Origin of the sequence: Bradyrhizobium sp. 1200_D9_N1_1 (assembly GCF_052075915.1) — a bacterium.
Taxonomy (GTDB): Bacteria; Pseudomonadota; Alphaproteobacteria; order Rhizobiales; family Xanthobacteraceae; genus Bradyrhizobium; species Bradyrhizobium diazoefficiens.
Window position 1 is genome coordinate 8,538,596 of record NZ_CP197226.1, and the last position, 24,577, is coordinate 8,563,172.

Annotated in this window: 28 protein-coding genes and 1 tRNA gene; 12 read left to right on the top strand and 17 right to left on the bottom strand. The window is 65.9% G+C overall.

What is annotated here, in order from left to right:
• Positions 1-21: 21 nt before the first annotated feature.
• The 5 genes from AB5K84_RS40325 to AB5K84_RS40345 all read right to left on the bottom strand — a co-directional run bounded on the left by AB5K84_RS40325 (position 22) and on the right by AB5K84_RS40345 (position 2,825).
• On the bottom strand, positions 22-681 hold the full coding sequence (locus AB5K84_RS40325; RefSeq protein WP_038965344.1) for a DsbA family protein: 660 nt from the start codon (positions 679-681) through the stop codon (positions 22-24).
• Between the two features lie 88 nt (positions 682-769).
• On the bottom strand, positions 770-1,492 hold the full coding sequence (locus tag AB5K84_RS40330; RefSeq protein ID WP_011084166.1) for an LrgB family protein: 723 nt from the start codon (positions 1,490-1,492) through the stop codon (positions 770-772).
• A complete protein-coding gene (locus AB5K84_RS40335; RefSeq protein WP_011084165.1) occupies positions 1,489-1,872 on the bottom strand; it encodes a CidA/LrgA family protein in 384 nt (127 codons plus the stop codon). Before AB5K84_RS40335 ends, AB5K84_RS40330 begins: the two co-directional genes overlap by 4 nt.
• Positions 1,873-1,916: 44 nt before the next feature.
• Complete coding sequence (locus AB5K84_RS40340; protein WP_011084164.1) at positions 1,917-2,393, bottom strand: PaaI family thioesterase; 477 nt, start codon at positions 2,391-2,393, stop codon at positions 1,917-1,919.
• 3 nt (positions 2,394-2,396) lie between these two features.
• Entirely contained in the window at positions 2,397-2,825 is a 429-nt protein-coding gene (locus AB5K84_RS40345; RefSeq protein WP_011084163.1) for an acyl-CoA thioesterase, read from the bottom strand.
• A 111-nt stretch (positions 2,826-2,936) separates the two neighbouring features.
• Between AB5K84_RS40345 and AB5K84_RS40350 the strand changes: the two genes are divergently transcribed.
• Positions 2,937-3,485: a TetR/AcrR family transcriptional regulator gene (locus AB5K84_RS40350; RefSeq protein WP_011084162.1), complete on the top strand. Its 549-nt coding sequence runs from the start codon at positions 2,937-2,939 to the stop codon at positions 3,483-3,485.
• Positions 3,486-3,632: 147 nt separating this feature from the next.
• On the opposite strand, the gene AB5K84_RS40355 is transcribed toward AB5K84_RS40350, so the two are convergent.
• Positions 3,633-4,130, bottom strand: coding sequence for a hypothetical protein (locus tag AB5K84_RS40355; protein WP_011084161.1), 498 nt, complete (start codon positions 4,128-4,130; stop codon positions 3,633-3,635).
• A gap of 201 nt (positions 4,131-4,331) precedes the next feature.
• On the opposite strand from AB5K84_RS40355, the gene AB5K84_RS40360 reads away from it, so the two are divergent.
• Both AB5K84_RS40360 and AB5K84_RS40365 read left to right on the top strand, forming a co-directional pair.
• Positions 4,332-4,619 carry a PsiF family protein gene (locus AB5K84_RS40360; RefSeq protein ID WP_028173573.1) on the top strand — a complete coding sequence of 96 codons (288 nt, stop codon included), beginning with the start codon at positions 4,332-4,334 and terminating at the stop codon, positions 4,617-4,619.
• Positions 4,620-4,712: 93 nt separating this feature from the next.
• Positions 4,713-5,798: an AbrB family transcriptional regulator gene (locus AB5K84_RS40365; protein WP_011084159.1), complete on the top strand. Its 1,086-nt coding sequence runs from the start codon at positions 4,713-4,715 to the stop codon at positions 5,796-5,798.
• Positions 5,799-5,916: 118 nt separating this feature from the next.
• Here AB5K84_RS40365 and AB5K84_RS40370 read toward each other — a convergent pair whose 3' ends face one another.
• Complete coding sequence (locus tag AB5K84_RS40370; protein WP_011084158.1) at positions 5,917-6,459, bottom strand: disulfide bond formation protein B; 543 nt, start codon at positions 6,457-6,459, stop codon at positions 5,917-5,919.
• A 156-nt stretch (positions 6,460-6,615) separates the two neighbouring features.
• Between AB5K84_RS40370 and AB5K84_RS40375 the strand changes: the two genes are divergently transcribed.
• The 6 genes from AB5K84_RS40375 (at position 6,616) to AB5K84_RS40400 (ending at position 13,300) form a co-directional block, all read left to right on the top strand.
• A tRNA-Leu gene (locus AB5K84_RS40375) sits at positions 6,616-6,700 on the top strand.
• A 172-nt stretch (positions 6,701-6,872) separates the two neighbouring features.
• Positions 6,873-7,175 (top strand): hypothetical protein, encoded by a 303-nt coding sequence (locus AB5K84_RS40380; protein ID WP_011084157.1) that lies wholly within the window; start codon positions 6,873-6,875, stop codon positions 7,173-7,175.
• A gap of 158 nt (positions 7,176-7,333) precedes the next feature.
• On the top strand, positions 7,334-7,567 hold the full coding sequence (locus AB5K84_RS40385) for a hypothetical protein (protein ID WP_028173576.1): 234 nt from the start codon (positions 7,334-7,336) through the stop codon (positions 7,565-7,567).
• A gap of 300 nt (positions 7,568-7,867) precedes the next feature.
• Entirely contained in the window at positions 7,868-10,594 is a 2,727-nt protein-coding gene (locus AB5K84_RS40390) for a DUF2235 domain-containing protein (RefSeq protein WP_038965347.1), read from the top strand.
• A 112-nt stretch (positions 10,595-10,706) separates the two neighbouring features.
• The gene (locus AB5K84_RS40395; protein ID WP_038965346.1) at positions 10,707-11,378 is read left to right on the top strand and encodes a response regulator; all 672 of its coding nucleotides are present in this window, start codon (positions 10,707-10,709) and stop codon (positions 11,376-11,378) included.
• Positions 11,375-13,300, top strand: coding sequence for a sensor histidine kinase (locus AB5K84_RS40400; RefSeq protein WP_011084153.1), 1,926 nt, complete (start codon positions 11,375-11,377; stop codon positions 13,298-13,300). The genes AB5K84_RS40395 and AB5K84_RS40400 overlap by 4 nt, the downstream gene beginning before the upstream one ends.
• Positions 13,301-13,438: 138 nt before the next feature.
• On the opposite strand, the gene AB5K84_RS40405 is transcribed toward AB5K84_RS40400, so the two are convergent.
• On the bottom strand, positions 13,439-13,729 hold the full coding sequence (locus tag AB5K84_RS40405; protein WP_028173580.1) for a hypothetical protein: 291 nt from the start codon (positions 13,727-13,729) through the stop codon (positions 13,439-13,441).
• 234 nt (positions 13,730-13,963) lie between these two features.
• Here AB5K84_RS40405 and AB5K84_RS40410 point away from each other — a divergent pair, with 234 nt between their 5' ends.
• Together AB5K84_RS40410 and AB5K84_RS40415 are read left to right on the top strand one after the other, a co-directional pair.
• Positions 13,964-14,188: a cysteine rich repeat-containing protein gene (locus AB5K84_RS40410; RefSeq protein ID WP_028173581.1), complete on the top strand. Its 225-nt coding sequence runs from the start codon at positions 13,964-13,966 to the stop codon at positions 14,186-14,188.
• A 110-nt stretch (positions 14,189-14,298) separates the two neighbouring features.
• Entirely contained in the window at positions 14,299-14,484 is a 186-nt protein-coding gene (locus AB5K84_RS40415; protein ID WP_236842174.1) for a GMC oxidoreductase, read from the top strand.
• A 3-nt stretch (positions 14,485-14,487) separates the two neighbouring features.
• Here the strand turns inward: AB5K84_RS40415 and AB5K84_RS40420 are convergent, their stop codons facing one another.
• From AB5K84_RS40420 to AB5K84_RS40435, 4 genes are all read right to left on the bottom strand, one after another.
• Positions 14,488-15,177, bottom strand: a complete 690-nt coding sequence (locus AB5K84_RS40420) for a hypothetical protein (protein ID WP_038965343.1) — start codon at positions 15,175-15,177, stop codon at positions 14,488-14,490.
• Positions 15,178-15,314: 137 nt separating this feature from the next.
• Complete coding sequence (locus AB5K84_RS40425) at positions 15,315-16,034, bottom strand: hypothetical protein (protein ID WP_038965342.1); 720 nt, start codon at positions 16,032-16,034, stop codon at positions 15,315-15,317.
• A 138-nt stretch (positions 16,035-16,172) separates the two neighbouring features.
• On the bottom strand, positions 16,173-16,421 hold the full coding sequence (locus tag AB5K84_RS40430; protein ID WP_028173584.1) for a hypothetical protein: 249 nt from the start codon (positions 16,419-16,421) through the stop codon (positions 16,173-16,175).
• Between the two features lie 167 nt (positions 16,422-16,588).
• Positions 16,589-17,554, bottom strand: coding sequence for an NAD(P)H-dependent flavin oxidoreductase (locus AB5K84_RS40435; RefSeq protein WP_038965341.1), 966 nt, complete (start codon positions 17,552-17,554; stop codon positions 16,589-16,591).
• A 108-nt stretch (positions 17,555-17,662) separates the two neighbouring features.
• Here AB5K84_RS40435 and AB5K84_RS40440 point away from each other — a divergent pair, with 108 nt between their 5' ends.
• The gene (locus AB5K84_RS40440) at positions 17,663-19,225 is read left to right on the top strand and encodes an AMP-binding protein (RefSeq protein WP_011084147.1); all 1,563 of its coding nucleotides are present in this window, start codon (positions 17,663-17,665) and stop codon (positions 19,223-19,225) included.
• 423 nt (positions 19,226-19,648) lie between these two features.
• On the opposite strand, the gene AB5K84_RS40445 is transcribed toward AB5K84_RS40440, so the two are convergent.
• From AB5K84_RS40445 to AB5K84_RS40465, 5 genes are all read right to left on the bottom strand, one after another.
• Complete coding sequence (locus AB5K84_RS40445; RefSeq protein WP_011084146.1) at positions 19,649-20,422, bottom strand: thioesterase family protein; 774 nt, start codon at positions 20,420-20,422, stop codon at positions 19,649-19,651.
• Between the two features lie 230 nt (positions 20,423-20,652).
• Entirely contained in the window at positions 20,653-21,621 is a 969-nt protein-coding gene (locus AB5K84_RS40450) for an NAD(P)H-dependent flavin oxidoreductase (protein WP_011084145.1), read from the bottom strand.
• 250 nt (positions 21,622-21,871) lie between these two features.
• Entirely contained in the window at positions 21,872-23,272 is a 1,401-nt protein-coding gene (locus AB5K84_RS40455; protein ID WP_011084144.1) for an aspartate ammonia-lyase, read from the bottom strand.
• A 36-nt stretch (positions 23,273-23,308) separates the two neighbouring features.
• The gene (locus tag AB5K84_RS40460) at positions 23,309-23,839 is read right to left on the bottom strand and encodes a hypothetical protein (RefSeq protein WP_011084143.1); all 531 of its coding nucleotides are present in this window, start codon (positions 23,837-23,839) and stop codon (positions 23,309-23,311) included.
• A 128-nt stretch (positions 23,840-23,967) separates the two neighbouring features.
• Entirely contained in the window at positions 23,968-24,570 is a 603-nt protein-coding gene (locus AB5K84_RS40465) for a YqaA family protein (protein ID WP_161533195.1), read from the bottom strand.
• Positions 24,571-24,577 lie beyond the last annotated feature (7 nt).

Sequence of the window (24,577 nt, forward strand, 5' to 3'; positions counted from 1 at the left end):
GTGTCAGTTGCGGCGAGCGCCTTAGTTCATCTTGGCCTTGCGCGCGTCGGCGATGACCTGCTCGAATTCGGTCATGCTGAGCACGCCGGGCACGCGGTACTTGCCGACAATGAAGGCCGGGGTGCCGCGGAAGCCGAAGGCTTCGGCCTGCTCGTTGTTGCGCTTGAGGATGGTGTCGATGTCCTTGGCGTGGTCGGTGAGATCGCGCTTCAGCCGGTCCATGTCGACGCCGGCAGCCGCCAGAAGCTCATTGATGCGCGGCTCGGTCAGGCGCGAGCTGACGCCCATCATGGCGTCATGGGCCTGATGGTACTTGTCTTGGAATTTCGCCGCGAGCGCGATCCGCGCCGCCGTGACCGACACCGGCCCGAGGATCGGCCAGTCCTTCATCACCAGCCTCACCTTGCCGTCGTCCTGGACGACCTGGCGCAGTTCGGGCTCGAGCTTGCGGCAATAGGGGCAATTGTAGTCGGACCATTCGACGATGGTGATATTGCCCTCGGGATTGCCGGCGACGGGCGTGTCCGGATCGCGCAGCACCTTGGTTTCGGTCAGCACCTCGTCATCGGCGGCGGCTGCCAGCGCCGAGGTGATGCCGCCCGCCGCGAGGGCGCCCGCCCCGATCAGCGTCAGCGCGGCGCGCCGCGTCGGCACAAGGCCCTTATTCCTGAATCCAGCCATATCTCGTCCCATTTCGGTCCCATCCCCCCCAAATACGGTTGGGGACCGGGAAGTGTTACGCCTCATATAGAGTGTCGCAGCGGCGATGTCATCGCACCAGCAGCGTGACCGCCAGCGGGACCAGGAACGAGGTCACCAAAGCGTTCAGGCTCATGGCGATGCCGGAAAAGACGCCGGCGATCTCGTCGACCTGGAACGCGCGCGCGGTGCCGATGCCGTGCGCGGCAAGGCCGGCGGCAAATCCGCGCGCCCGGAAATCGGTGACGCCGGTGCGGTTCATCAGCGGCGTCACGATGATCGCACCCATGATGCCGGTGAGGATGACCGCAACCGCCGCCAGCGAAGGATCGGCGTGCAGGGATTCGGCGATGCCCATGGCAACGCCGGCCGTGACCGATTTCGGCGCCAGCGACAGCACGACGTCGCGCGGCAGCCCGGCGAGCTCGGCCAGCAGCACCACCGACACCACCGCCGTGACCGAGCCGGCAACGAGCGCTACCAGCATCGGCACGATGGATGAGACCACGCGCTTGCGGTTCTCGTAGAGCGGCACGGCGAGCGCGACGGTGGCGGGCCCCAGCAGGAAATGCACGAACTGCGCACCGGCGAAATAGGTAGTGTAGGAGGTGCCCGTTACGAGCAGGAACACACCGATGATCCACATCGCATGCAGCACGGGATTGGCGAGCGGATGGCGCCGGCTCGCCAGCGACACCGCATCCGTGCTCGCATAGACCAGCAGGGTCACGGTCAGCCACAGCAGCGGAGACTGCGAGAGATAGACCCAGAGCGAGAACGGGTTGTCCTTCATCGGGCGTCCTGTTGCCTCAGGAGGCGGCTGACGAGGCGGAAGGCGAGCACCGTCGCAAGCAGCGTGACAACCACGGAGAGCGCGAGCACGAGGATGATGGCGACGCCGTGCGATGCGAGCAGATCGAGCTCCTGGACGACGCCGACGCCGGCCGGCACGAACAGCAGCGACAGATGAGCCAGCAATCCCTTGCTGGCGGTCTCCACGCCGCCGTTGCGCAACGGCCCGCGCGCCAGCAGCGCAAGGCGGTCGCGCGCGAGCAGCAGGATCAGCAGCAGCAGCAGGCCGAGCACGGGTCCCGGCAGCGGCAGGCCGAGGCCGCGCACGACGGCTTCGCCGATCAACTGGCAGAGCAGGATGAGGCCGAGACTTGCGAGCATGACGATCGCATCAAGGGATGCGCCGGCAGGCTTGTCAATCGCCGCTATGCGCGGGACGCACGCACCTCGGGCGAAGCCGCAACGCGGGGCAGCATCGCCATCAGGGTGCCGGTCATGGTGGCGATCAGCGTGGTCTTGCCCTCGTGCTCGGCAAAGACCCTGGCCTCGCAGAAGGTCAGCGTGCGGCCGGGCTTGACCACCTCGGCCCTGAAGACGAAGCGCGTGCCGCGGGCGGGTGCGAGCAGCGTGGTCTTGAACTCGACGGTGAGGATATCGGCCTTGTGCGGCATCAGGGTGAAGGCGGCAACGCCGCAGGCATTGTCGAGCCCGGCCGTGATGATGCCGGCATGGATAAATCCGTTCTGCTGCGTGAATTCAGGCGAATGCAGCATCGCCAGCTCGACCTCGCCCGGCCCAAGGCGGACGATCGTGATGCCGAGCGAGCGCATCGCCGGCTGGCCGTCGAACATGGCGATGGCCGCGGCGCGATAGCCCGGGTTTTTCGGCTCGAACGCGGTCATGGCTCAAGCCTCGGCCGGTTCGGCAAGATGCCTCAAAGCGGCGTCGCGGATGGCATCGGTGAACGGCGCGGACCTTCGCAGCTCACGGTCCATATGCACGCCCGTGATCTCGCAGAACGCAGCGATCTCGCCGGTCTCGGCGTTCGTCATGTCGTGCCGGAAGCGGATCGACTTGTCGCGAACCTCGAGCAGGTGGCTGCGGATCTCGACGATGTCGCCGGCCAGCAGCTCACGCTTGTAGGTGATGTTCTGCTGCACGGCGGCCATGCCGCGACCGGTGCTGCGCAAGTAGCTCGGCGTCAGCCCAAGGCGGGCGAACAGATTCCAGTTGGCCTCGTCGAATTTGCCGACATACCACATGATGTTCATGTGGCCGACATGATCGCATTGCCACGGATAGACCGTGCCGCGATAGGTTGCCTCCTGCTCCATCGCAATTTCTCCCTGCGCTTTTCTGCCCCTTGATTGTTGATACGGTAGCGTATCAGGGCCTCGCCGCGTTAGCAATACGGTACCGTATCAAGAACCGGATGGGCTTTCTTCATGAGCGACGGCAAGGGCGATGTCTGGGTCGAGGCGGGATTTACCGAGCTCGCCCGCTCGGGGGTCGAGGGGGTGCGGGTCGAGGTGCTCGCCAAGAACCTCGGCGTCACCAAGGGCGGCTTCTACCGCCGCTTCGCCGACCGCGCCGCGTTGCTCGCGGCCATGCTGGAGCGCTGGCGCGAGGGGCGCACGGCGGCGATCGCGCAGCAGACGAGCCTCGACGGGCAGGCGCCCCGCGAACGGCTGAAGGCGGTGATCCAGCTCTACTCCGAGCGGCTCAACCCGGAAGGCATGGCGATCGAGCTGGCGATCCGGCAATGGGCCCGTTCGGACGAGAACGCCGCGGCGGCGGTGGCGAGCGTGGATGCGGCGCGGCTCAAGCACGTCGCCGAACTCTATCGCGCGACCGGCCTCGAGGCCGAGGAGGCCGAGGCGCAGGCCTTCCTGTTCTACTGCTTCATCTTCGGCCAGAGCCTGCTGTTCGTCGAGCGCGGTCCGCGCAAGCGATCGCAGCTCGTGGCGAAATCGGCCGAGAAGCTGCTGATCTAAAGCGCGATGCGATCAGGACGAATCGCCATCGCGCTTTAGACCATTGTTTGAGCATGATCTTTCCGGAAAACCGCTGTGTAGTTTTCCGGATCATGCCTCAGCCGAAATGGCCGGAGCCTCGCTCCGGCCATCGCGTCAAGTCGAAGCTCAGGCGGCGCCCTTCAGCTTCTTGTTGCATTCGCTGTAATAGCCGCCGCCCTTCTCGATCCACTTCATGCCGCCATTGCCGTTGGTGGTCTTGTTGGCGTTGTACTGGTCGACGCAGGTGTGCAGGCGGGCCTTGCCGGCAGTTTCCTTGGCGTATTTCGGATCGATCGCGTTCGGATAGATCGCGGGACCGGCAGGCAGGCTCGGCGCCGGCGCGGCGGCGGGGGCTGCCTCCTTCTTCGCCTGCTTCGGCTCTGCAGGAGCGGCGGGCGCAGCCGGAGCAGCCGCGGTCGGCGCAGCGGCAGGCGTCGCGTCCGCGCCGCACTGGGCCTTGCGGAAGTCATTCCACTTCATGGTGCCGAGCGAGCCGTCCTTTTTGGCCGCCTGATATTTCGCGCTGCACTCCTGCGAGGTCAGCGCCTGTGCCGGCGCGGCGGCCACCAATGCCGCGACACCCGACGCCACGATCGCACACAACAATTTTGCCTGAATGGTCATCCCTAGGTCTCCTCCTTGGTCTTCCCCGACGGAAGTTAAACGAGGATTGCTATCCTAGCGTGCCGGTCGCTTGCGACAAGGATGCGATGGCTTTCGCCGCCAAAATATAGTGATCCCGTCACTCGGCTCATTCATGTCGCGTTCAGCAACGCGAGCCGACGTTCCAGCCCTTCGCCATTTTCCCAAGAAGAGTGCAACACCATGACCCTCGCCTCTCGCCTCGCCGCCGTCGCCCTCGCCTCCCTGCTCGCCACCGGCACCGCCTTTGCGCAGACCGCCGCGCCGGCCGCCAAGACCGACACCAAGACCACAACCGCCGCGCCCACGGACAAGAAGGCACCAAAGGAGCACTCGGCCGAGTCGCTCGAATGCTCCAAGCAGGCGGATGCCAAGGGGCTGCATGGCAAGGAGCGCAAGAAATTCCGCTCCGAATGCATCAAGACCGCCAAGGCCGGCTCGGCCGCGCCGGCTGCCGCGGACAAAAAGTAAATCAGTCACCCCCCGGCTTCGGCGAGACGCGTGCGCATTGCGGCATGACCTAGCCGCAATTGTGCGCTTCTCGCCGATTTGCGATAAGGTGGCGTGAAGCAAATCACCGCCTCCCTGCCGTTCGAACGGCCGAGCCGTGCCAAGATATTGAGCACGGTGGAGACACTCGTCATCGGCACTGCCGGCGGCCTCGTGTTTCTCGTCGCCAATCTCCCCGGTGGGCTGATCTCGGGCTCGATGATCGCGGTTGGTATCGCCGCGATCGCCGGCCGCCAGCTGACGCTGCCGCCGATCCTGACCCAGACCGTGCTGGTGCTGCTCGGCATCTCGCTGGGCTCAGTCGTCTCGCGCCACCTGATCCAGCAAGTCAGCGCCTATCCGCTCACCATCTGCCTGCTCGCACTTGCAACCTTCTGCTCGACCTTCGGTTCGAGCTATTACCTCCAGCGCGTCCATGGCTGGGATCGCACCTCGGCCTTCCTCGCCGGCAGCCCCGGCGCGCTGTCGCAGATCACGATTTTGGCGGTCGAGCGCGGCGCCGACCTGCCGGGCATCGCGGTGGTGCAGACCATGCGCGTCATCATCCTCACTGCGGCGCTGCCGATGGTGCTGGCGTTCGCGGGCGTGGCGCCTTCCGCTGCGCCGTCCCTGACGACGGCCATTGCCTCGCCGCTCGATCTCGTGGAGCTGGTCGCGGCCTCGCTGGCTGCGGCGCTCATCCTGCGGCTGGTCAGGTTTCCGGCGAGCTGGATGTTCGGCGCGATGATCGCCTCCAGCGTGCTGCATGGCGCCGGCTGGGTCGAGGGCGGCCTGCCGAACTGGGTGCGCGGCGTGGCGCTGATCGGCATCGGCGCCCTGATCGGCAGCCGTTTCGCGCGGATGCGAATCAAGACCCTCGCCGGCCACATCAACGCGGCGCTGGGATCATTTGCCGTGGCAATCGCCGTCTCGGCGATCTTCGTCGGCATCGTCGCCCTCACCACGCAGGTGAAGTTCTCGGACGTCGTCGTCGCCTTCGCGCCGGGCGCGATGGACGCCATGCTGGCCCTGGCCCTGACGCTGCACATCGACCCGATCTTCGTCGGCGCCCATCACCTGTCGCGCTTCGTGTTCGTGACGATAGCGACGCCCGGCATCGTGCACCTGTTCGGGCGCACGCAGGACGACGTGGACGATTGAGCGGACGCAGCTCGCGTAGGGTGGGCAAAGCGCAGCGTGCCCACCAACAACTGGCGTGAATGTTGATGAATGGTGGGCACGGCGCGTAAGGAGCGCACCTTTGCCCACCCTACGGCAGCTACGTACGCTTCGCCGTCGCTGCAAATCCCCAGGCGGCGATGGCGGCCATCAGCAGCGAGATCAGCACGTTGTAGCCGGCGAGCGAAAGGCCGAGGAAGCGCCACTGCACCTCGTCGCAGCGCACCACCTTCACGGTGTCGAGCCGCGAGAGCAGATCATTGGCGCTGCCGAGATTGACCACGGGGCCGGAGCAGTCGGTCGGCCCCTTCCAAAACCCCCATTCGACGCCGGAATGGTAGGTGCCGAGCCCGGCATTGGCGAGCGTCGCCAGCGCGAGGATCGCAAGCCCCGCGAGCAGCAGCGGTCGCGGCGCGCCGCTCCTCGCCGCAAGCGCGGTCAGCGCGCCGAGCGGGATCGCGAGATAATAGGCGTAGCGCTGCTCCAGGCAGAGCGGACAAGGCACAATCCCCAGCACAAGCTGGAAAAACCAGGCGCCCGCGATCGTGGCTGCCGCAATCAGCGTGACGAGCAGCGAGGCGATCAGGGCGGGGCTCGTGGCCGCCGGCTTGAATGCAGGTATTGCGGCACTCTGGGTCGTCACGGCAGCCTCTTCCGGTCGGTCGCTTTCCTTAGCCTCTAACCCCGGCCCAAGCGGCTGTCGAGAACAGCCGGGATCACTTTGGCGCGGGTTGACCCCGCTTTGTCCATGGCTATAGTCCGCCGGCTTCGCGACGCCCGCTTTGGGGGCCGACCGAGGGCCCCTGTGGCGGAACTGGTAGACGCGCTCGACTCAAAATCGAGTTCCGCAAGGAGTGCTGGTTCGATTCCGGCCAGGGGCACCACGCTTCGCCCTTCGGGCTTCGCGTGGCGCAGCCATGCGAGACCGAAGGGCGAAGCGTGTCCGGCGAAGCCTCTTGGCGAAGACGGACTGGCTCAACGTAGCTCAATCCCTTCCCATCCTCCCGTCCCCACTTTATAAACCGGTAGCTTCTTCCGTCATTCGAAGAGGCTCACATGAACGACCTGCACACGTGGCTTTCGCAGCAGCACCACGGTTTGCGCACCTTCCGGATCTTTCAGCAGAAGCTCGAGATGCTCGGCCGGGACCATCCATCCCAGCGCGGCCTGTGCCGCCTGTTGAGCGGTCTCGTCGGCAGCTATGTCGAGGCCTTTGACGAGGCCCCGCTGCCGATCGAAATTGCCGACGGCGCCTATCGCCGCCTGCTGGCGCTGGTCGCAAGCATCGATCTGAACGCCGACGCGGACCGGCGGCTCGCCGACATCAACCGGGTTGCGGAGAGTCGGCTCTGGCAGTGACGAGAAAGTGCCGCCTGCAACCAGCGTCGGCCCTCCCCTACGCGCTGTGCCGGCAGAAGGCCGCGCGCGTGCCGGAACGAACGATCGGCGGCGCGTTCGACTTCGCCAAGTCGATACCTATATCCTGCAGCAACGTGGTGTTGCAGCGAGCAGCTTTGATGGCCAGGAGACGCACGACGGAAGCCGACATCGACGACCTCCCCCGCTATTTCGTCTGGGTCCGAGGCCTCGAAGGCCCCGAGCCGCAGAAATGGACGGCGATGGATTTCGGCATCGGCGACTGGAAGCGGCCACTCGTGCTGGCCTTTCTGGAGCTGCCGGAAGGCGAGCGGCACCTGCCGCTGTCGGCACTGGCGCGGCGCTATCCGCCGCCGCGGGTGGAGACATTGTAGGCTTGTAGAGTGGGTTGGGCGAAGCCGTAACCCACCACTTCCCTACGCTGACGCTAACCACCCTACGCCGATCGACATCGCCTCCCCTCGCCGTCCGGCACGCCGACCAGCAAAACCAAATGCTTTTCGCGACCGTCATTCCGCGACGTCCGACCGCGGCGAGACCGCGCGTTCCTGCTTGCTACCTCAGCGGGACTATGCGCAGAATACATCCCATTTTATAAACGCAATCGTTGATTGAGTCCGAGGAGTGCCGGCTCGGGCCTGAAGCGCTTCCTCGTGAAATTGCCGGAGCAGCCCATGCCAGATCAGGATGGCGCGCGGACCGCTGGTACTGCCGAACCGGAACACCCGCTTAGCAGGATGAATGCCGGCGGGACGGCCGACGCCGCCCGGTCGAAACGCAAGCTCGTGCTGTTCGCCGACGGCACGGGCAATGCGTTCACAGCCCAGGAATCCAGCGTCTGGCGTCTCTATGAGGCGCTCGACCACACCCAGCCGGACCAGATCACCCACTACATCAAGGGCGTCGGCACCGCCGGCTGGGCGCCGCTCGCCGCGCTCGACGGCGCAACCGGTTTCGGCGTGCCCTCCAACGTCCGCAAGCTCTACCGCTTCCTGTGCTGGAACTGGCGCGAGGGCGACGAGATCTACATCTTCGGCTTCAGCCGCGGCGCCTTCACCGCGCGCACGCTGGCGTCCATGATCGCGAGCCAGGGCCTGGTGCCGGCGGAGATCGAAGGCACGCCGGTGTCGCATGAGGAGATGGGGCGCAACGCCATGGCCGCGTGGCGGGAATACCGCCGCGACACCGTGCCATGGAAGAAGAGCCTGCCGACGATCTGGATCGCGCGCTTCATCCGCGATTTCCTGCTCTATCTCTATCATTCGATCTGCGGGCACCGTTCCTACGCCGATGTCCGGGCGGCGATGAACGGTCGCAAGGACGTCGACATCGAATTCATGGGACTGTTCGACACGGTCGAGGCCTTCGGCGTCCCGATCGAGGAGTTGCGCGTCGCGATCGACTGGGCGATCTGGCCGATCTCGTTCCGCAATCACCGGCCCTCGCGCAAGGTGAAGCACATCTGTCATGCGCTGGCGCTGGACGACGAGCGCACCACCTTCCATCCGCTGCGGATCGACCAGAGCCATTTGGCGGCCGACCAGACGGTCAAGGAAGTGTGGTTCACCGGCGTCCATTCCGACATCGGCGGCGGCTACCCGGATTCCACGCTGTCCTTCGTGCCGCTGGTCTGGATGACCGATCAGCTCGAAGGCCGGCTCCGTTTCCAGGACGGCGAGATCGAGCACTTCAGGGACTACCAATCGGCGATCGGACCGAAGCACGATTCGCGCAGCGGCGCCGCCGTGCTCTACCGTTACGGACCACGCCCAGTCCTCGCCGGTGAGGTCAATGGCGGGCTGCCGGTGGTGCACTTCGCCGTCATCGAACGCATGCTGTTCGGCTGCGACGACTACGCGCCGATCATGCTGCCGGCGGACGCGCTGGTGCTGATGCCGGACGGCAGCAAGCTGAACCTCATCGCGGACAGTACCCGCGGAGTGATGAAGCAGGCCTATCTGGCGAAAGCCAAGGGCCCGCGGCGCGAAAGCGAGGCCGAAGCCTTCACGCGCATGAACACGCCCAGCGCCGAAATGGCCAGGCTCACGCGCGACACCGTGTGGTGGCGGCGCGTCGCCTATTTCTCGCTGCTGTTCATGGTCGGCGTGATCGCGGTCTGGCCGTGGATCGCCCGCAGCCTGATCGGGGTGTCGAAGGATAACGGTCTGCAAGGCACCGTGGTGCTGCACGTCATCGCCACCATCGATTGGCTCGTTGGCGCCGTGCTGGGCCCGCTCGCCAATCTCGTCAGGAACGTTCTGCCATCCTATGCGGCGCCGTGGCTCGACATCACGCTGTATTACCCGTTCGCCACCTCGACCGTCCTGGCCATCACCTACCTGATCTGGCGCAGGAACACGGTGCTGCGCGACACCATCCAGGAACGCGCGCGGCTGGCCTGGAGCAGGCCGCACCGCATGGCAAGCCGGCGGCATGTCGACGAGCCCGGCATGCTGCTCCGCTTCGCCCGATGGATGCGGCTGAATGCGGGGCCGGCCCGCTGGTTCTTCGTCAGGCTCGTGCTGCCGGGCATCTTCCTGTTCATCATCTTCTACGCCGCACTGCTGATCGGAGCGACCAGCGTCTTCACGGCCCGCACCGCGACCGGAAATATCTGCGCGACGCCCGGGCCGGAGGCCGGGACGCCGGTGCCCGACGAGCCGGTCGATGCGCCCGGCCGCTTCGCGACGAGGGAGTTTTGCTGGTGGAGCGGCCTTGCGGTCGAGAAGGGCCGCAAATACCGCGTCTGGGTCGAGATCGAGGATCCCTGGTTCGACCGCACCATCATGAGCGGCACGAACGGCTTCATGACCTCTTTCACGCCTCACTACCTCGCCCTGCCGACGCTCCGTCAGTTCGGCGCCGCCTGGTTCCAGCCCGTGGTGCGCATCGGCACGAAGGGAATGAGCGACATTCCGCTGCAGGCCGTCAACGTCATGCCGGCCGAGGAATTGCCGCGCCGGATGAATCCGACCATTCCGGCCGAGGACGATGCGGACAAGCGCAAGGGCAGGTATCCGACCAAGCTGGACAAGACGAAGGAGTTCGAGGCACTCCCCGACAAAAATCCGCTCAAGCTCGCGGTCAGCAAGCTCGGACCTTTCGACCCGGTGCCGAAGGATCCCACGGCGCGCACGATCTGGGAGGACCAGAAACTGTCGGGACGGCTGGTGGCCGAATTCGTCGCGCCCGACGCCGGCGATCTGTTCTTCTACGTCAACGACGCCGTGCAGATTTACCCAGCACTGCTGCCGGCAGCGTTGCGGCCGGCGATGCTCGACGCGGTCCAGGGGCCCTATGAGCAGTTCTACAAGAACAATGCCGGCACCGCGCGCATCATCGTGCAGCGACTGCCGAGCCTGCCGATGCCGACGGACAAACCGGCCGCGACGAAGCAGTAGGCGTCCGGGACGCCGCCTCATTGCGGCCCCCATGATTATGGGTGTCGCGGCGTGCCTGCTGCGGGTAAACTTGCCGTGCGCCGCGGGGGACACGCGGTGCGGGACGATGAACATGAGCGAACAGGGCGAGACGGGTGACGCCATCACCATCCTCCTCGTCGAGGATGACGCGCCGACCTGCTGGCGGCTGCAGGATGCGCTGGTCAAGGCCGGCTACAAGGTGCGCAGCGCCGGCACGCTGGGAGAGGCCCGGTCAGCGCTGGGCGAGGCGGCACCGCGCGTGCTGCTCACCGATCTCAGGCTTCCCGACGGCCATGGCGTCGAGCTGATCCGCGAGGTCCGGCAGCGCTTTCCCGACACCGAGATCATGGTGATCTCGGCGCTCGGCGACGAGGAGAGTGTGATCTCCGCGATCACGGTCGGCGCCACCGGCTACCTGCTCAAGGACGCCTTCCCCACCGATATCGCCACCACCGTGCGCGATCTGGTCGCCGGCCATTCCCCGATCTCGGCCTCGATCGCCCGTTTCATCGTGCGGCGAACGCAAAATTCGGCGGAGCCGCCGCCGGGCCCCGCACTCAACACCGCAAGACTGACCCCGCGCGAGATCGACATCCTCTGGGGCATCGCCAAAGGTTTCAGCTATGCCGAGATCGCAAGCCATCTCGGCCTGTCCAGGCAGACCGTGCCCGGGCACATCAAGAACATCTATCGCAAGCTCGAGGTCCACACGCGCAGCGAAGCGGTGTTCGAGGCCGTCCAGCAGGGCCTGATCAAGCTGTGAGCGAGATCGCGGCGAAGGCACCGGTCAAACCCGCGCGGCGCCGGCTGCTGGCCGCGCGCCTCGTGCCTTACCTGCTGCTCCAGGCGTTGATCGTGATCGCCACCATCCTCGGGCTGCGGCTGCTCCAGCCGAGCGACCCCGACGATTTTGCCTTGAGCGGATTTTCGCTGCGGGAGGACGGCGCGAGCCGTCCCGTGACGCTGCCGCACTTCACCTCGTCGCGTTACTCTCTGGCCGATCCGCCGCTCTACACCGGCGCCTTCACGGTTGGGCGCGGCGATGCGGCGACGGGATGGTCGGTGTTCCTGCCGCGCTTCAGCAATGCGGTGGAGGTCGCCGTCAACGGTGTCGTCGTGCTCGACTCCCGCCGCGATTTCAACGCCAACCGGCCGGACCGTAACACGCCGCTCATCGCGCTCATTCCCGCATCGTTGCTGCGTGACGGCGGCAACGAGATCACGGTACGGCTGTTCGTATGGGGACCCTTGAAGGGTTTTCTCGACACCGTCTATGTCGGCCCCGATGCAGCCTTGCGTCCCGCCTATGAGACACGCACGCTGCTGTTCGTCACGTTGCCGGTGGTGTTCTCCGCCTGGCAGTCCATCCTCGCCGTCATCCTTGCGATCATGTGGCTGATGCGGCGCCGCGAGCCGGTTTACGGCGTGCTGGCGGCGGCGATGGTGCTCGGCGTGGTGCAGGCGTTCGTACCGCCGCCGGTGCCGCCGGCCACCACGTCGCGGCTTGCCGCGGTGCTGCTGGCATCGGCACCGACCGAGAGCGCGCTGATCGTCGTGTTCGGCGTGCTGTTCTTCGGCTGGCGCTGGCCGCGTTACGGCGCGCTGCTGTTCGCGCCGGGCATCGTCGTGTTCGTGGTCGGGCTGATCGCCGGGCCGCCACTGCCGCGCATTCTGTTTCTCCTGCTTGGCATCCCCACGGTCGGGGTCTGCCTGTTCCTGATGGCCTGCGTCACCGCGGCCGCGGTTGTGCGGCGGCAGGATGCCGCGAGCTTCACGCTCGGCTGCGCGGTGAGCATCGTGCTGACCTGCTGGGTCCACGACATGCTGTCGGTGTCCGAGATCGTCACCAACGAACGCATCTTCGTCTCGCGCCTGTCCTATTCGGCGATGCTGGTCGCGATCGGCGCCGGCCTGACCTGGCGCTTCGCCCGCGCGCTGAACCAGGTCGACAGCTTTGCCGGCCAGCTCGTGACGCGCGTGCGCGAGGCCGAGGAGCGGCTGAAGGCGAGCTTTGCCCGCGAGGAGGCGCGCGCCCGGGCCGCCGCGCTCGCCAACGAGCGCACGCGGCTGATGCGCGACCTGCATGACGGCCTCGGCGGCCAGCTCGTCAGCATCGTCGCGCTGTCCGAGCGCGGCCATGAGGGTGCGACCATCACAGACGCCGCCCGCGCGGCGCTGAAGGATCTCCGTCTCGTTATCGACTCCATGGACGACATCGGCGGCGACCTCATGCTCGCGCTCGGCTCCTGGCGCGAGCGCGCGGCGATGCAATTGCGCCCGCACGACATCGCGCTCGACTGGCGCGTGGCGACGCCGCAGGGCCTGCCGCTGCATCCCGAGCTCAGGCCATGGCACGTCATCCAGATCGTGCGCATCCTCGACGAGGCCGTGACCAATGCGGTCAAGCACGCGCACGCCGGCAATATCGCGGTCACGATCGAGACGCTCGACGCGGACCAGGGGCCGTACGGCGTGATCAGCGTGACCGACGACGGCCGCGGTTTTGCGCTGGCCGGCAATTGCGAGGCCGCGGGCGCGAGCCAGACCGCGCGGGGCTTGCGCAACATGAGAAGCCGCGCCGCGCGCTGCGGCGCGGTGCTCGATCTGAGCTCGGATGCCGCGGGCACGCGGGTGCGGCTGCAATTGCCGCAAATCTTTCCCGACAGCGACGCCGCTGCCGGCTGAAAAGCCCCCTCCCCGAACGTGTGGGACGTACGGAGAGAGGGAACGGGCCGGATGATCTTCATGCGGAGGACGGGGGGTTCGTCCGCAGGGTCATCACGTCGCCCGAAGCGATGCAATCAACTCAATCGAACGAGATCGTCAGCGAACACCGACGCGATTGACCGGGCCGCCGCGATTCATCGGCGTGCCGGCACGTACGCCGACACCGGGCGCACCGACGCCGGGCGTCGCGACCGCAGCCGCCGCGACCGGGGCTCCCGGCGCGACCACCACCGCCGCCGTCGGCCGCACCACGCAGCCCTTGGGCACGCCGACCGTCTTGCAATAGACCACCGCCTGCGCCGGGCTCGTGCCCAGCGACACCATCGCCGCACCCGCCAGCGCCATGATCGTCAGCCCGGCGCTCAGCACTCCCGCTCTTTTCGACATCTTGCTCTCCTGCTTCCCGTTCGGCGTCCCGGTGCAATCACCGGGTTCGCAGCCGACGTGCAGTCTGAATGGCAAAAGACGGCGTACGGATACATGCCATGAAGATGGGGGTACGCAGGCCAGAAGCGCGATCCGATGCCATGAACATGGCATGGACCGGCACCAGACCTCCGCGAGATGGTCCGCCCGCTTGATCCCGAACGGGACCACCCGACAAGCCCAAAGAGGTGTTTTATGAAGATTTCGATCCTTGCCGCGCTGCTGCTTGCCGCCACCGCCCTGCCCGCCGCGGCACAATCCGGTCCGACGCTGCAGGAGCAGATGGCCTGCCGCGGCGACGCCAGCAAATTCTGCGCCGAACATGTCGGCAAGCCGCCGCAGATGAACGCCTGCCTGCGCGAGAACAAGTCGAAGCTTTCGGACGGCTGCCGCAAGGTGGTGGAGTCGCACGGGGGCTGAGCTAGCGGTCATTCCGGGGGCGCGCCAACGGCGCGAGCCCGGAATCCATCGCGCTGCGGTCGCCGCGGATAAATGGATTCCGGGCCTGCGTGCTGCGCACGCATCCCGGAATGACGAGGCGCTGCCGGATGGGCATGGACGATCTCGCCGTCGCCGATCCGCAGCGGTTGCAGGTGCGAGGCATTGACGGCTTGCATGTCGCGGACGCCTCGTTGATCCCGATCAGGATCTCCCGCAACATCCAGACGCCGACGATCCTGATTGCCGAGCGCGCAGCGACCGCGATCCTGGGTTAAGCGCTAATCGTCGTCGGGGCCGAACAGCCTGATCTGCGGGAAGCTGCCGCGCGGCCGGCCCGCGTAATCGCGCGCGTCTGAATCTTGGCGGATGTTGCGGGCCACGTCGTCCCAATCGGTCCGGTCGCGCATGCCGCGGGGATCGCGGGACTCATAGCGGTGACGCTCCGACCAACGCTCGCGGCGATCCATCCGGCGCCGTTCGGACGCAGCACGCTTCACGTCAAAATCCCTCGCCTTGGCATAGGCGTTGTCAGGTGAGGAGGACGGCTCTGTCGAAGCCTGCTGCTCGACGGGCTTTGCGGCTTGCGGAGGCGATGGCGGTGCCGGTTTCGGCGGCTCGACCGCGGCCGCTTGCGACGGCTGTGGCGCAGGCGGCTCGGCGTTCGCCGGAGTGACCTGCGTGTCGGGCCTTGTCTCAGGCTTTGCGTCGTCCCGCGCCTGCGCGGGTGCGGCGATCATCGTGCCGAAGGCTTGCGAGCCGGTGAGATATTGCACGCGCTCCGACGGCGCATTGCTCTGGACCGGCGCGATAACCGCTTCCGTGCGCTGCGCCAGCTTGCCGGCATCCGGCCCCTGCTTGGGCGCGATCGGATTCATGATGTTGCCGGCGACGATGCCGCCACCGAGACCAATAGCGATGGCCGCGACGATGGTTCCAGCACCGACGAAATAGGCTGTCGAGGCGCGCATTGGTCCACTCCCTCTTTTGGAGCGGGCAACGCCTGGAGATTGCCGGATGTTCCTGATATCGGCGGTTCCCTCAGCGCGATGGCTCGCCATCGTGCCTCAGCTCATTGTTTGAGCATGATGTTTTCGGAAACCGCGCGTCAGATCTGCTGCGCGACCTTCTCGAGCCCAATGATGCGGGCGAGCTTGCGCACTTCCTCTTTCTGGTCGTCACGCAGTTGGAACAGGAGCGGCATCGCGGCCGACTTCAACTGCTGGACCTCGTCGCAGTTCGGATCGATCTGCGCGCCGGGCGGCGCGTTCGGATTCGACAGCTTGTTCGCCTGGATCCTGCGGACGACGTTGCGCAGCGCCGTCTCGACCGAAGGCCAGTAATATTCCTGCGACGACGACAGCTTCAGACGATCCTTGATGCCCGAAATCTGAACGTCGGAGAGCAGCGAATAGGACTTCTGCGGCTGCGGCTTGGCGACGACTTTCGGCTTGGCCGGGACTTCGACGGCGGGAGCTTCCGCCGTGGGCGCCTCGTTCACGCTCGCCGATGAACCCGTCTTGGACATCGGAAAATCGGACGGAGTGGCGGCGGCAAAGGCCTGGCGCAGCGGCTCGGTCAGCACCGGCGCCTGCGCAAGCTTGTCGGCGGGCACCTGGACCGGCTCGATCGCGGCCGAGGCCAGCGCCAGGGTCGGAACCAGACGGTCGGCCTTGGCGGCGCGGTTGGTCGCGAGCGGTTTCGGCGGGGCCTGGGTGATCATCTCGGCGCTAACGCTGGGCACGCTGTCGCGTCCGAGAATGGCGGTGGTGGCGGCACCGAGGACGAGGAAACAGGTCAGAACGACGATGGTGATGGCTTTGGACAAACGTCTCTCCGAGAGGGGAGGGGCGGTTCACGATGTTGTCAACGGTGCCCGGGAAAAAGGAACGAATTAAGGCTTGAGTGTGCCTTTGCGGCGACAATCACCATGCCTATGGCGACACGACTAAAAAGCCGAGTAAAATCAAGCAGCTGAGGCCAGATCGTAGGCATCCTGGATGTCCGCGACGATTTCGGAGGCCTCCCAGACCGCGCGCGGCTCGACCGATTGCAGCGTCACCGTCCAGTTGCCCCCCCGGCGGGTGCGGGGGACGCTGACGATATCGAAGCGCACATTGCGGCACAGCGGGTGGCGGGCCAGCGCATGGGCCACGCGGACGCGGATTTCGTCCAGCGAAGCCGCCGTCTTGGAGTTGAGAAAATCGAAATCCATCGCCTGTCCCTCTCGGTCCTGATTGGCGGCCTTGAGGGGGATTCTGGGCGGGCGATGGTTAATCTGCCGTTAAGTGAGGGGGAATCGAGCCATGCAGGATTAACTGTGATCGATGCGACGGCACCTGGTCTCCCTCGCCCCGTTCATACGGGGAGAGGAAGAGGAGCCTACCGCCCACCCGCCGCGCGATATTCCGCGAGCGTCGACGCGACGAGATCGTCAACCGCGAGCACATCGGTCACGCCGGAGGTCGAGTGCCCGCCGCTCCAGATATCGCGCCAGCGCTTTGGCCGGTTCTCGCGCGCGTTGACGTCGATGTCCTTGGCGATGTCGATCGCCCCGCGCGCCGGCAGGTCGTCGGGATCAAGCCCCGCAGCGACGATCGACGGCTTCAGCATGCTGGTCTGAAGCCCCGTGAACGCGGTGGTCAGCAGGATGTCGTCGGCGCTGCTCTCGACCAGCATCCGTTTGTAACGATCATCCGCCATGCTCTCGCGCGTCGCGATAAACTTCGTGCCCATGTAGCCGAGATCGCAGCCGAGCACTTCCGCGGCATGCAGCGCGCGGCCATCGCTGATGCCGCCCGCGAGCACGATGATGCCATCGTAGAATGCGCGCACCGCGCGGACGAAGGCGAACGGATTGAGCCAGCCGGTCTGCCCGCCCGCGCCCGCCGTGAGCAGCACGAGTCCATCGGCACCTGCTTCCGCCGCACGTTCGGCGTGGCGGATCGAGGCGACATCCGCCAACACCAGCGCACCGGCGTCATGCAGCGGCTTGAGCACTGGCGCGGGCGAGCCGACCGAGGTGATGACGATCTCCGGCCTGTGCCGCAGCAGCACGGCAAGATCCTGCTCCAGCCGCGCATTGGAGCGGTGCACGATCAGGTTTGGGCAGAGCGGCGCCGCCTTGCGGCGGGCTTGATCTTCATGCCGGCGCAGCCGCGCTTCGATCTCGCGGAGCCATTCGTCGAGCTGTTCCGCGCTACGGCAATTCGCGCTGGGAAAGCTGCCGATCACGCCGCTCTGGCAGGCCGCGACCATGAGCTCGACACCCGACACCAGAAACATCGGCGCGGCGATCAGCGGCAGTGCCAGGCGATCGCGGAAACGTTGCAGTCGATCAGACGTCACGCATGCCTCCCTCGCGCGGGCTGTGTCGTTCCATCCCGCATTCCCTGTGCTAGCGTTACGGCAAACATTGGCACGCCAGAAGCCGATGACAAAGCAGCGAGGAAACATATGTCAGATCCGCTCCACGCATCGTCCCCGACTTGCGCACAGGCGCTGCGGGCGCTGGCGCGCTATCCCGGCCGCACCGCGTTCGCCTGGCCCGGCGGATCGCTGAGTTATCGGGGCACCATCGACCTGATCGGGCACATCCAGGGCGTGTTCATGCGGCTTGGATTGCAGCCCGGCGCACGCGTCGCCTTCCTCACTGCGAACCGCGCCGACACCTGGTGCGCGGGTGTCGCAGCGCAATTGTCGAGGTTTTGCGTCACCTGGCTGCATCCACTGGGATCGCGGGGAGACCAGCTGTTCCAACTCGAGGATTCCGAGGCCGAGGTGCTGGTGGTCGATGCGGCCGCGTTCCGCGATCGCGGCGGCGAGCTTGCCGCGAGTGCGAGCCGGCTCAAGGCGGTCTTCACCACGGGGCCGGCCGACTATGGCGTCGACCTGCTGCAGGCGATCGAGATCGAAGGCCATGCCAGCGCGCATTGCTTCGCCGGCCCTGACGATCTCTCCACGTTGAACTACACCGGCGGCACGACCGGCAAATCCAAGGGCGCGCTGCGCTACCACCGCGAAAATGCCGGGGCCGCCGCCGCGATCCTCGCCGACTTCGAAATCCCGGAAGATGCGCGCTATCTCGCGGTCGCCCCGATCAGCCATGTCGCCGGCACCAAGGTGCTGCCGACCCTGATGCGCGGCGGCACCGTGCACATGCTGAAGGGTTTCGATCCCGAGGCCGTGCTGGCGACCATCGCGCGCGAGCGCATCAACTTCACGCTGTTCGTGCCCACCATGATCTATGTGCTGCTCGATCATCCCGCGCTGAGCAGGACCGACCTCTCCTCGCTCGAGCTCGTGCTCTACGGCGCCTCGGCGATGTCGCCGAGCCGGCTGATCGAGGGCATCGAACGGATCGGGCCGGTGTTCTCGCAGCTCTACGGCCAGACCGAATGCTATCCGATCTCGGTGCTGCGCAAGAAGGACCATGATCCCCGGACGCCCGAACTGTTCCTGTCCTGCGGCTTCCCGATCGCGGCCTGCGAGGTCAGGATCCTCGACGACAATGACCAGGAGGTGAAGACGGGCGAGGCCGGCGAGATCTGCGTGCGCGCCCCGCATGTCATGGCGGAATACTGGAAGCGGCCTGACATCACCGCCGAGACGCTGAAGAACGGCTGGGTCCACACCGGCGACATCGCGCGCAAGGACGAGCGCGGCTACATGTTCATCCTCGACCGCAAGAAGGACATGATCGTCTCCGGCGGCTTCAACATCTTTCCGCGCGAGGTCGAGGACGTGCTGTCGCAGCACGCCGATGTCGCGATGGTCGCGGTCGTCGGCATCCCCGACGAGAAATGGGGCGAAGCCGTCACCGCCATCGTGGTGCCGCGCGAAGGCGCAAAGCCCGATCCGGACGAGCTGATCAATTTCGTGAAGACGCGGAAAGGTTCGGCGCATGCGCCAAAGCAGATCCAGTTCGTCAAGCAATTGCCGATGACCGGCGTCGGCAAGGTCGACAAGAAGGTGCTGCGCGCGGGATTCTGGAGCGGGCGGGACCGGATGGTGGGGTAGTCGTCTCGATCTGCAACTTGTGGCAGGCGGCACCGTGCAGGCCCCCGCGCCCGACCCCGGGATTTTACGGTGTCGCTGTGACCGGCGAACAACAGCGCGGAAGGGACTTTTCAGGCACGCCGTCCGCGCGATTGCGGGCGAATCAACGAATCAACTAGACCGCTGATGGGGCTGGGAAGCGGAGTATCAAATGAGAGTCGCTTCCTTGGAAAGTGCGTTGGCCGCGATCACGTTGATCACGGCTATTGTTGTCCTGCTGTGGGAGATCAAGATCGTCTACGGCAGTTGAACAGGCAGGACGCTGGCGTCGAACAGAGACCTCCGGACAAGAGAAGAGGCTCGCGACCAGGGCATCCCTTCCGCGGCGGCGGAAGTCTGCCGTTCCTTCGGCTCAAGGAGCGATCACGGCGCTTGCCGTCACGCTCACCGCTTCTCGATCACCAAACTCTGCACCGCGCGACCGAAATAGCCCTGCCGATCCGCCAGCCGCGACATGGCGAGTCCTGCGCCATCAGGGCCGATCCAGGAGTCGCCGTCGAGCAGGATCCACTCGCCGACCGGTTGGCGCGCAAGGCTCACGGTGAGGTCCGCGTTGATGTAGGTCCAGGCGCGGAAGTCGAGCGTCGAGGCGGTGCCGTTGGAAAAGTCGGCGGCGACCACGGCGCGCATGGCCTGCGAGATCGCTTCGCCCTCGATCAGGGGATGGTCGACGCGAAACCAGATCGCGCCCGCACCGGCCTGGCCGAAGCGGCCGCGCGCGGCGCGCATCGAGACCGAGCGCACGAACGGGCTGGTGGCGGCATGACCGTCCTCGACCAGCGAATCCTCCGGTGACGGCAGCGCGAGCGGGACTTCCTTGACGTCATCCGGCAGCGCCTGCGCCTGCCGCCTGATCTTCAGCACTGTGGCGCCCACGACCTGCACGCCGTCGGCGAGCAGCTTGATTTCGCAGAGCTGAATCTTGCGGCCCTCGCGCAAGACCTCGGTCTTGATCGTGAGCGGCGCCACCGGCACCGGGCGCATCAGATCGATGGTGACGCGCGCGATGTCCATCGTAACAGGCGTCGGAATACGCTCCGCCGCCCACGTCACCAGCGATGCCGGCGCCGAGCCATGCTGCATGCGCCGGTCCCACGGACCCGCAGCGTCAGGGCTGGTGACGACACTGTTGCCGTCGACACGGTAGATCGGGGGCATGGTGCAGATCTCTGTTGCCTGAGACGCTCGGAGTTCCAATGACAGTGTCGTCCTGGCGAAAGCCAGGACCCATTACCCCAGGGAGAAGTTGTGGCGCGCAACTCTCAACTCCGAGTCTTCGCCAAACTACTCCCTGGGGTAATGGGTCCTGGATCTGCGCTCCGCTCCGCTGCGCTTGTCCAGGACGACGGAGGAAAGATACGCGCGCTGCAATACGCAATAGCCGCCGTTCACAACGGCGGATCGATCGCCTCGTCGTATTCCTTCTTGAAGCGCGCGATCAGCTCGGCGGCAGGCAGAACCTGGTCGACGCTGCCGATGCCCTGGCCCGAGCCCCAGATCTCCTTCCAGGCCTTTGGCTTGGCGCGCTCGCCGGAGGCGTCGGTGCCGAAGTTCATCTTGGACGGATCGGACGTCGGCAGGTTCTCCGGATCCATGCCGGCGGCGAGGATCGAGGGCTTCAGATAATTGCCGTGCACGCCGGTGAAGAGGTTGGAATAGACGATGTCGTCGGCCGTCGACCCCGCGATCATCTCCTTGTACTTCTCGACAGCGTTGGCTTCCTTGGTCGCAATGAAGGCCGAGCCGATATAGGCGAAGTCGGCGCCGAGGATGCGCGCGGCGCGGATCGCCTTGCCGTTGCCGATTGCGCCCGACAGCGCGATCGGGCCGTCGAACCACTTTCGCGTTTCCGCCACGAAGGCAAGCGGCGAGATCACGCCGGCGTGGCCGCCGGCGCCGGCCGCGACCAGGATCAGGCCGTCGGCGCCCTTCTCGATCGCCTTGTGCGCGAATTTCTGGTTGATCACGTCGTGGAAGACGATGCCGCCCCAGCCGTGCACGGCTTGGTTCAGTTCCTCGCGCGCACCGAGCGAGGAGATGATCATCGGCACCTTGTACTTGGCGCAGAGCTGCATGTCGTGATCGAGCCGGTTGTTCGACTTGTGCACGATCTGGTTGACCGCGAACGGCGCCGACGGCCTGTCGGGATGCGCGCGATCATAGGCCGCGAGCTCTTCGGTGATCCGCGCCAGCCATTCGTCGAGCAGCTCGGGCGGCCGCGCGTTCAGCGCCGGAAACGAGCCGACGACACCCGCCTTGCACTGCGCGATCACGAGATCGGGCACCGAGATGATGAAGAGCGGCGAGCCGATCACGGGGATCGACAGGCGCCCTTTGAACAAGGCAGGCATGGACATCGCGAAACGATCCTCTATTGGCGGTCAAATCGAAGTTGGGAGCCATACCAACAAGGCAATCTTTCCACTGTCAAGTATTGCGTTTTGCCGCCGCGGAAGATGCCGTTACCGCAATTCCAAGCCGCGGAATTCCGCTTCCGTCATTCCGGGGCGACGCGCAGCGCGAGCCCGGAATCCATCGGGCCTCAGCGCGGACGGCTAAATGGATTCCGGGTTCGCGCTTCGCGCGCCCCGGAATGACCATGAGACATCACGCAATCAGGTCCGGATTGATCAGCCGCTCGAACGAGAACATCTCGTCCCACTTCTCCTGCGTCAGCAGCTTGCGCTCGACCACCACGATCTGGTGCAGCGACTTGCCGCTCTTGTAACCCTCGCGCGCGATCTCGGCGCATTGCTTGTAGCCGAGCAGCGGCTTCAGCACCGTGACGATACCGAGCGAGTTCAGCACCATGTTGCGGGTGTGCTCCGCGTTGGCGGTGATGCCGACGACGCAGTTCTCGCGCAGGCTGTTGACCGCGCGCTCCATGGTGCGGATCGAGAAGAACAGCGCGAACGAGATCACCGGTTCCATCACATTGAGTTGGAGCTGGCCGGCGGACGCGGCAAGCGTCACCGTGGTGTCGAGGCCGATGACAAGGAAGCTGGTCTGGTTGACGACCTCGGGGATCACGGGATTGACCTTCCCCGGCATGATCGAGGAGCCCGGCTGGAGCTGCGGCAGGTTGATCTCGTTGAAGCCGGCGCGCGGGCCCGAAGCCAGCAACCGGATGTCGTTGCAGATTTTTGTCAGCTTGCTCGCCGTGCGCTTGAGCACGCCGGAGAGCTGCACATAGGCACCGGTGTCCGAGGTCGCTTCGACGAGGTCGCCGGCGAGAATGAAGTCGATGCCGGTCAGCGCGCTCAGATGCCGGACGGCGAGCTTGGGATAGCCGTGCGCCGCGGTGACGGAGGTGCCGATCGCGGTCGCGCCGAGATTGATCTCGCGCAGCAGCGCCCGTGCCTCGGAGATACGATCGACCTCCTCGCCCATGGTGGTACCCCAGCCGCGGAATTCGGCGCCGAGCGACATCGGCACGGCGTCCTGAAGATGCGTACGGCCCATCTTCAGCACGCGATCGAACTCACGGCCCTTGGCGAAGAACGCCTCCTGGAGCTGGCGCAGCGCCGTCATGTAGCTCTCGAGCCGCAGGATCAGCGCGAGGCGAAAGGCGGTCGGATAGGTGTCGTTGGTCGACTGGCCGTAGTTCACATGATCGTTCGGGCTGACGTGCTGGTAGTCGCCCTTCTTGAAGCCCAGCGATTCCAGCGCGAGGTTGGCGATCACCTCGTTGGCGTTCATGTTGGTCGAGGTGCCGGCGCCGCCCTGGATGAAGTCGGTGACGAATTGATCCATCATGTCGCCGGCAATCACGCGGTCGCAGCCGAGGATGATCGCATCGGCCACCCTGGCGTCGATCACGCCGAGATCGCGATTGGCCATCGCCGCGGCCTTCTTCACGTAACCCAGCGCCTTCACGAAGTAAGGCTCCTGGTTCATCGGAATGCCGGTGATGTGGAAGTTCTCCTTCCCGCGGATGGTCTGGACGCCGTAGTAAATATCGTCGGCGATCTCACGCTGTCCGAGGAAATCCTGCTCCGTACGGCTCATGGGCGCTCCTGGTTGCTCGCGCGCGGCGTCGTCACGTCAGTTCTGGCACAGCGCGCTGGTCACGAAAGTATCGGTACGGCAGTCGTCCGGTTTGCGTTGCCTGCCCGGGATGAGAACCTTGGCCGAGCATTTCTCGGCGGAGTCGGCGTTGAGGCTCTTGCCTTGCTTGTAGCCCTTGCCCTGGCAGAGCTGGTCGGCGGCCTGCTTGCAATCCGGCGCGCCGTTCGACGAGACCGGACAGGCCACGCGCCCCGAGACCATGGTCGAGGGCGTGGCCAGCCGCGACAGGTCATTCATGGTCTCGCTCGGACTTTTGATCGGCGGCAGGATCGAGGGCAGCTTGTCGAACAGCTTGCCCATTTCGTTGATCAGCCCGGGATTTTCCCCGCCCGCCGGCGGGGCAGGCGTCGATGGCGGCGGAGCAGCCTGCGGCCCCTGCTCCTGCAAGCCGAGCGCCGGCGGCGCGGATTGCGGCCATCCGGTCCCGCCCGCACCCAGCAGGAGCAGCAGCACTGCTGACGTCAGCGTCCCAAGCCGCACGGCCGGATTGCCGGATCGAACCATCATGACGGCAACCGTAGCCGAAGCCGGCGCAGCGGCAAAGCGCTGCGGATGCGTTATCCGTCGAGCATGATCTATCCGCAAAACCGCTTCACGCTTTGCGCTGACGCGGCCCTTCGGGTCCGGATCATGCTCTAGATCAGCTTGACCGCCACCACGAAGCCGAGCACCAGCACGGCGGCACCGAGCGCGACCCACAGACCGAGATGCTTCTCGATCCGAACCCGGATCCAGTCGCCATAGCGGTTGAGCAGGATCGCGGCGATGAAGAAGCGTCCGCCGCGCGCGACGATCGAGCACAGGACGAACAGGCCGATATTGTAGCCGGCAAAGCCCGAGGTGATGGTGACGAGCTTGTAGGGGATCGGCGTCAACCCCTTGAGCAGGATGATCACCGCACCCCACTCCGCATAGGAGGCGCGGAAGGCATCGACCTTGTCGCCGAGGCCATAGACCTGGATCAGCCAGTGGCCGACCGAGTCGAACAGCAGCGCACCGATGGCGTAGCCCAGCAGGCCGCCGAGCACCGAGGTCGCGGTGCAGACCGCCGCGTAGACCCAGGCGCGCTGCGGGCGCGCCAGCGACATCGGGATCAGCATCACATCCGGCGGAACCGGAAAGAAGGAGCTTTCGGCGAAAGCCACGGCTCCCATGATCCAGAGCGCGTAGGGCTTGTGGGCGGCGTCGATGCACCAGTCGTAGATACGTTTCAGCATGGCGCCGCGATGAAGCACCATGGGACGG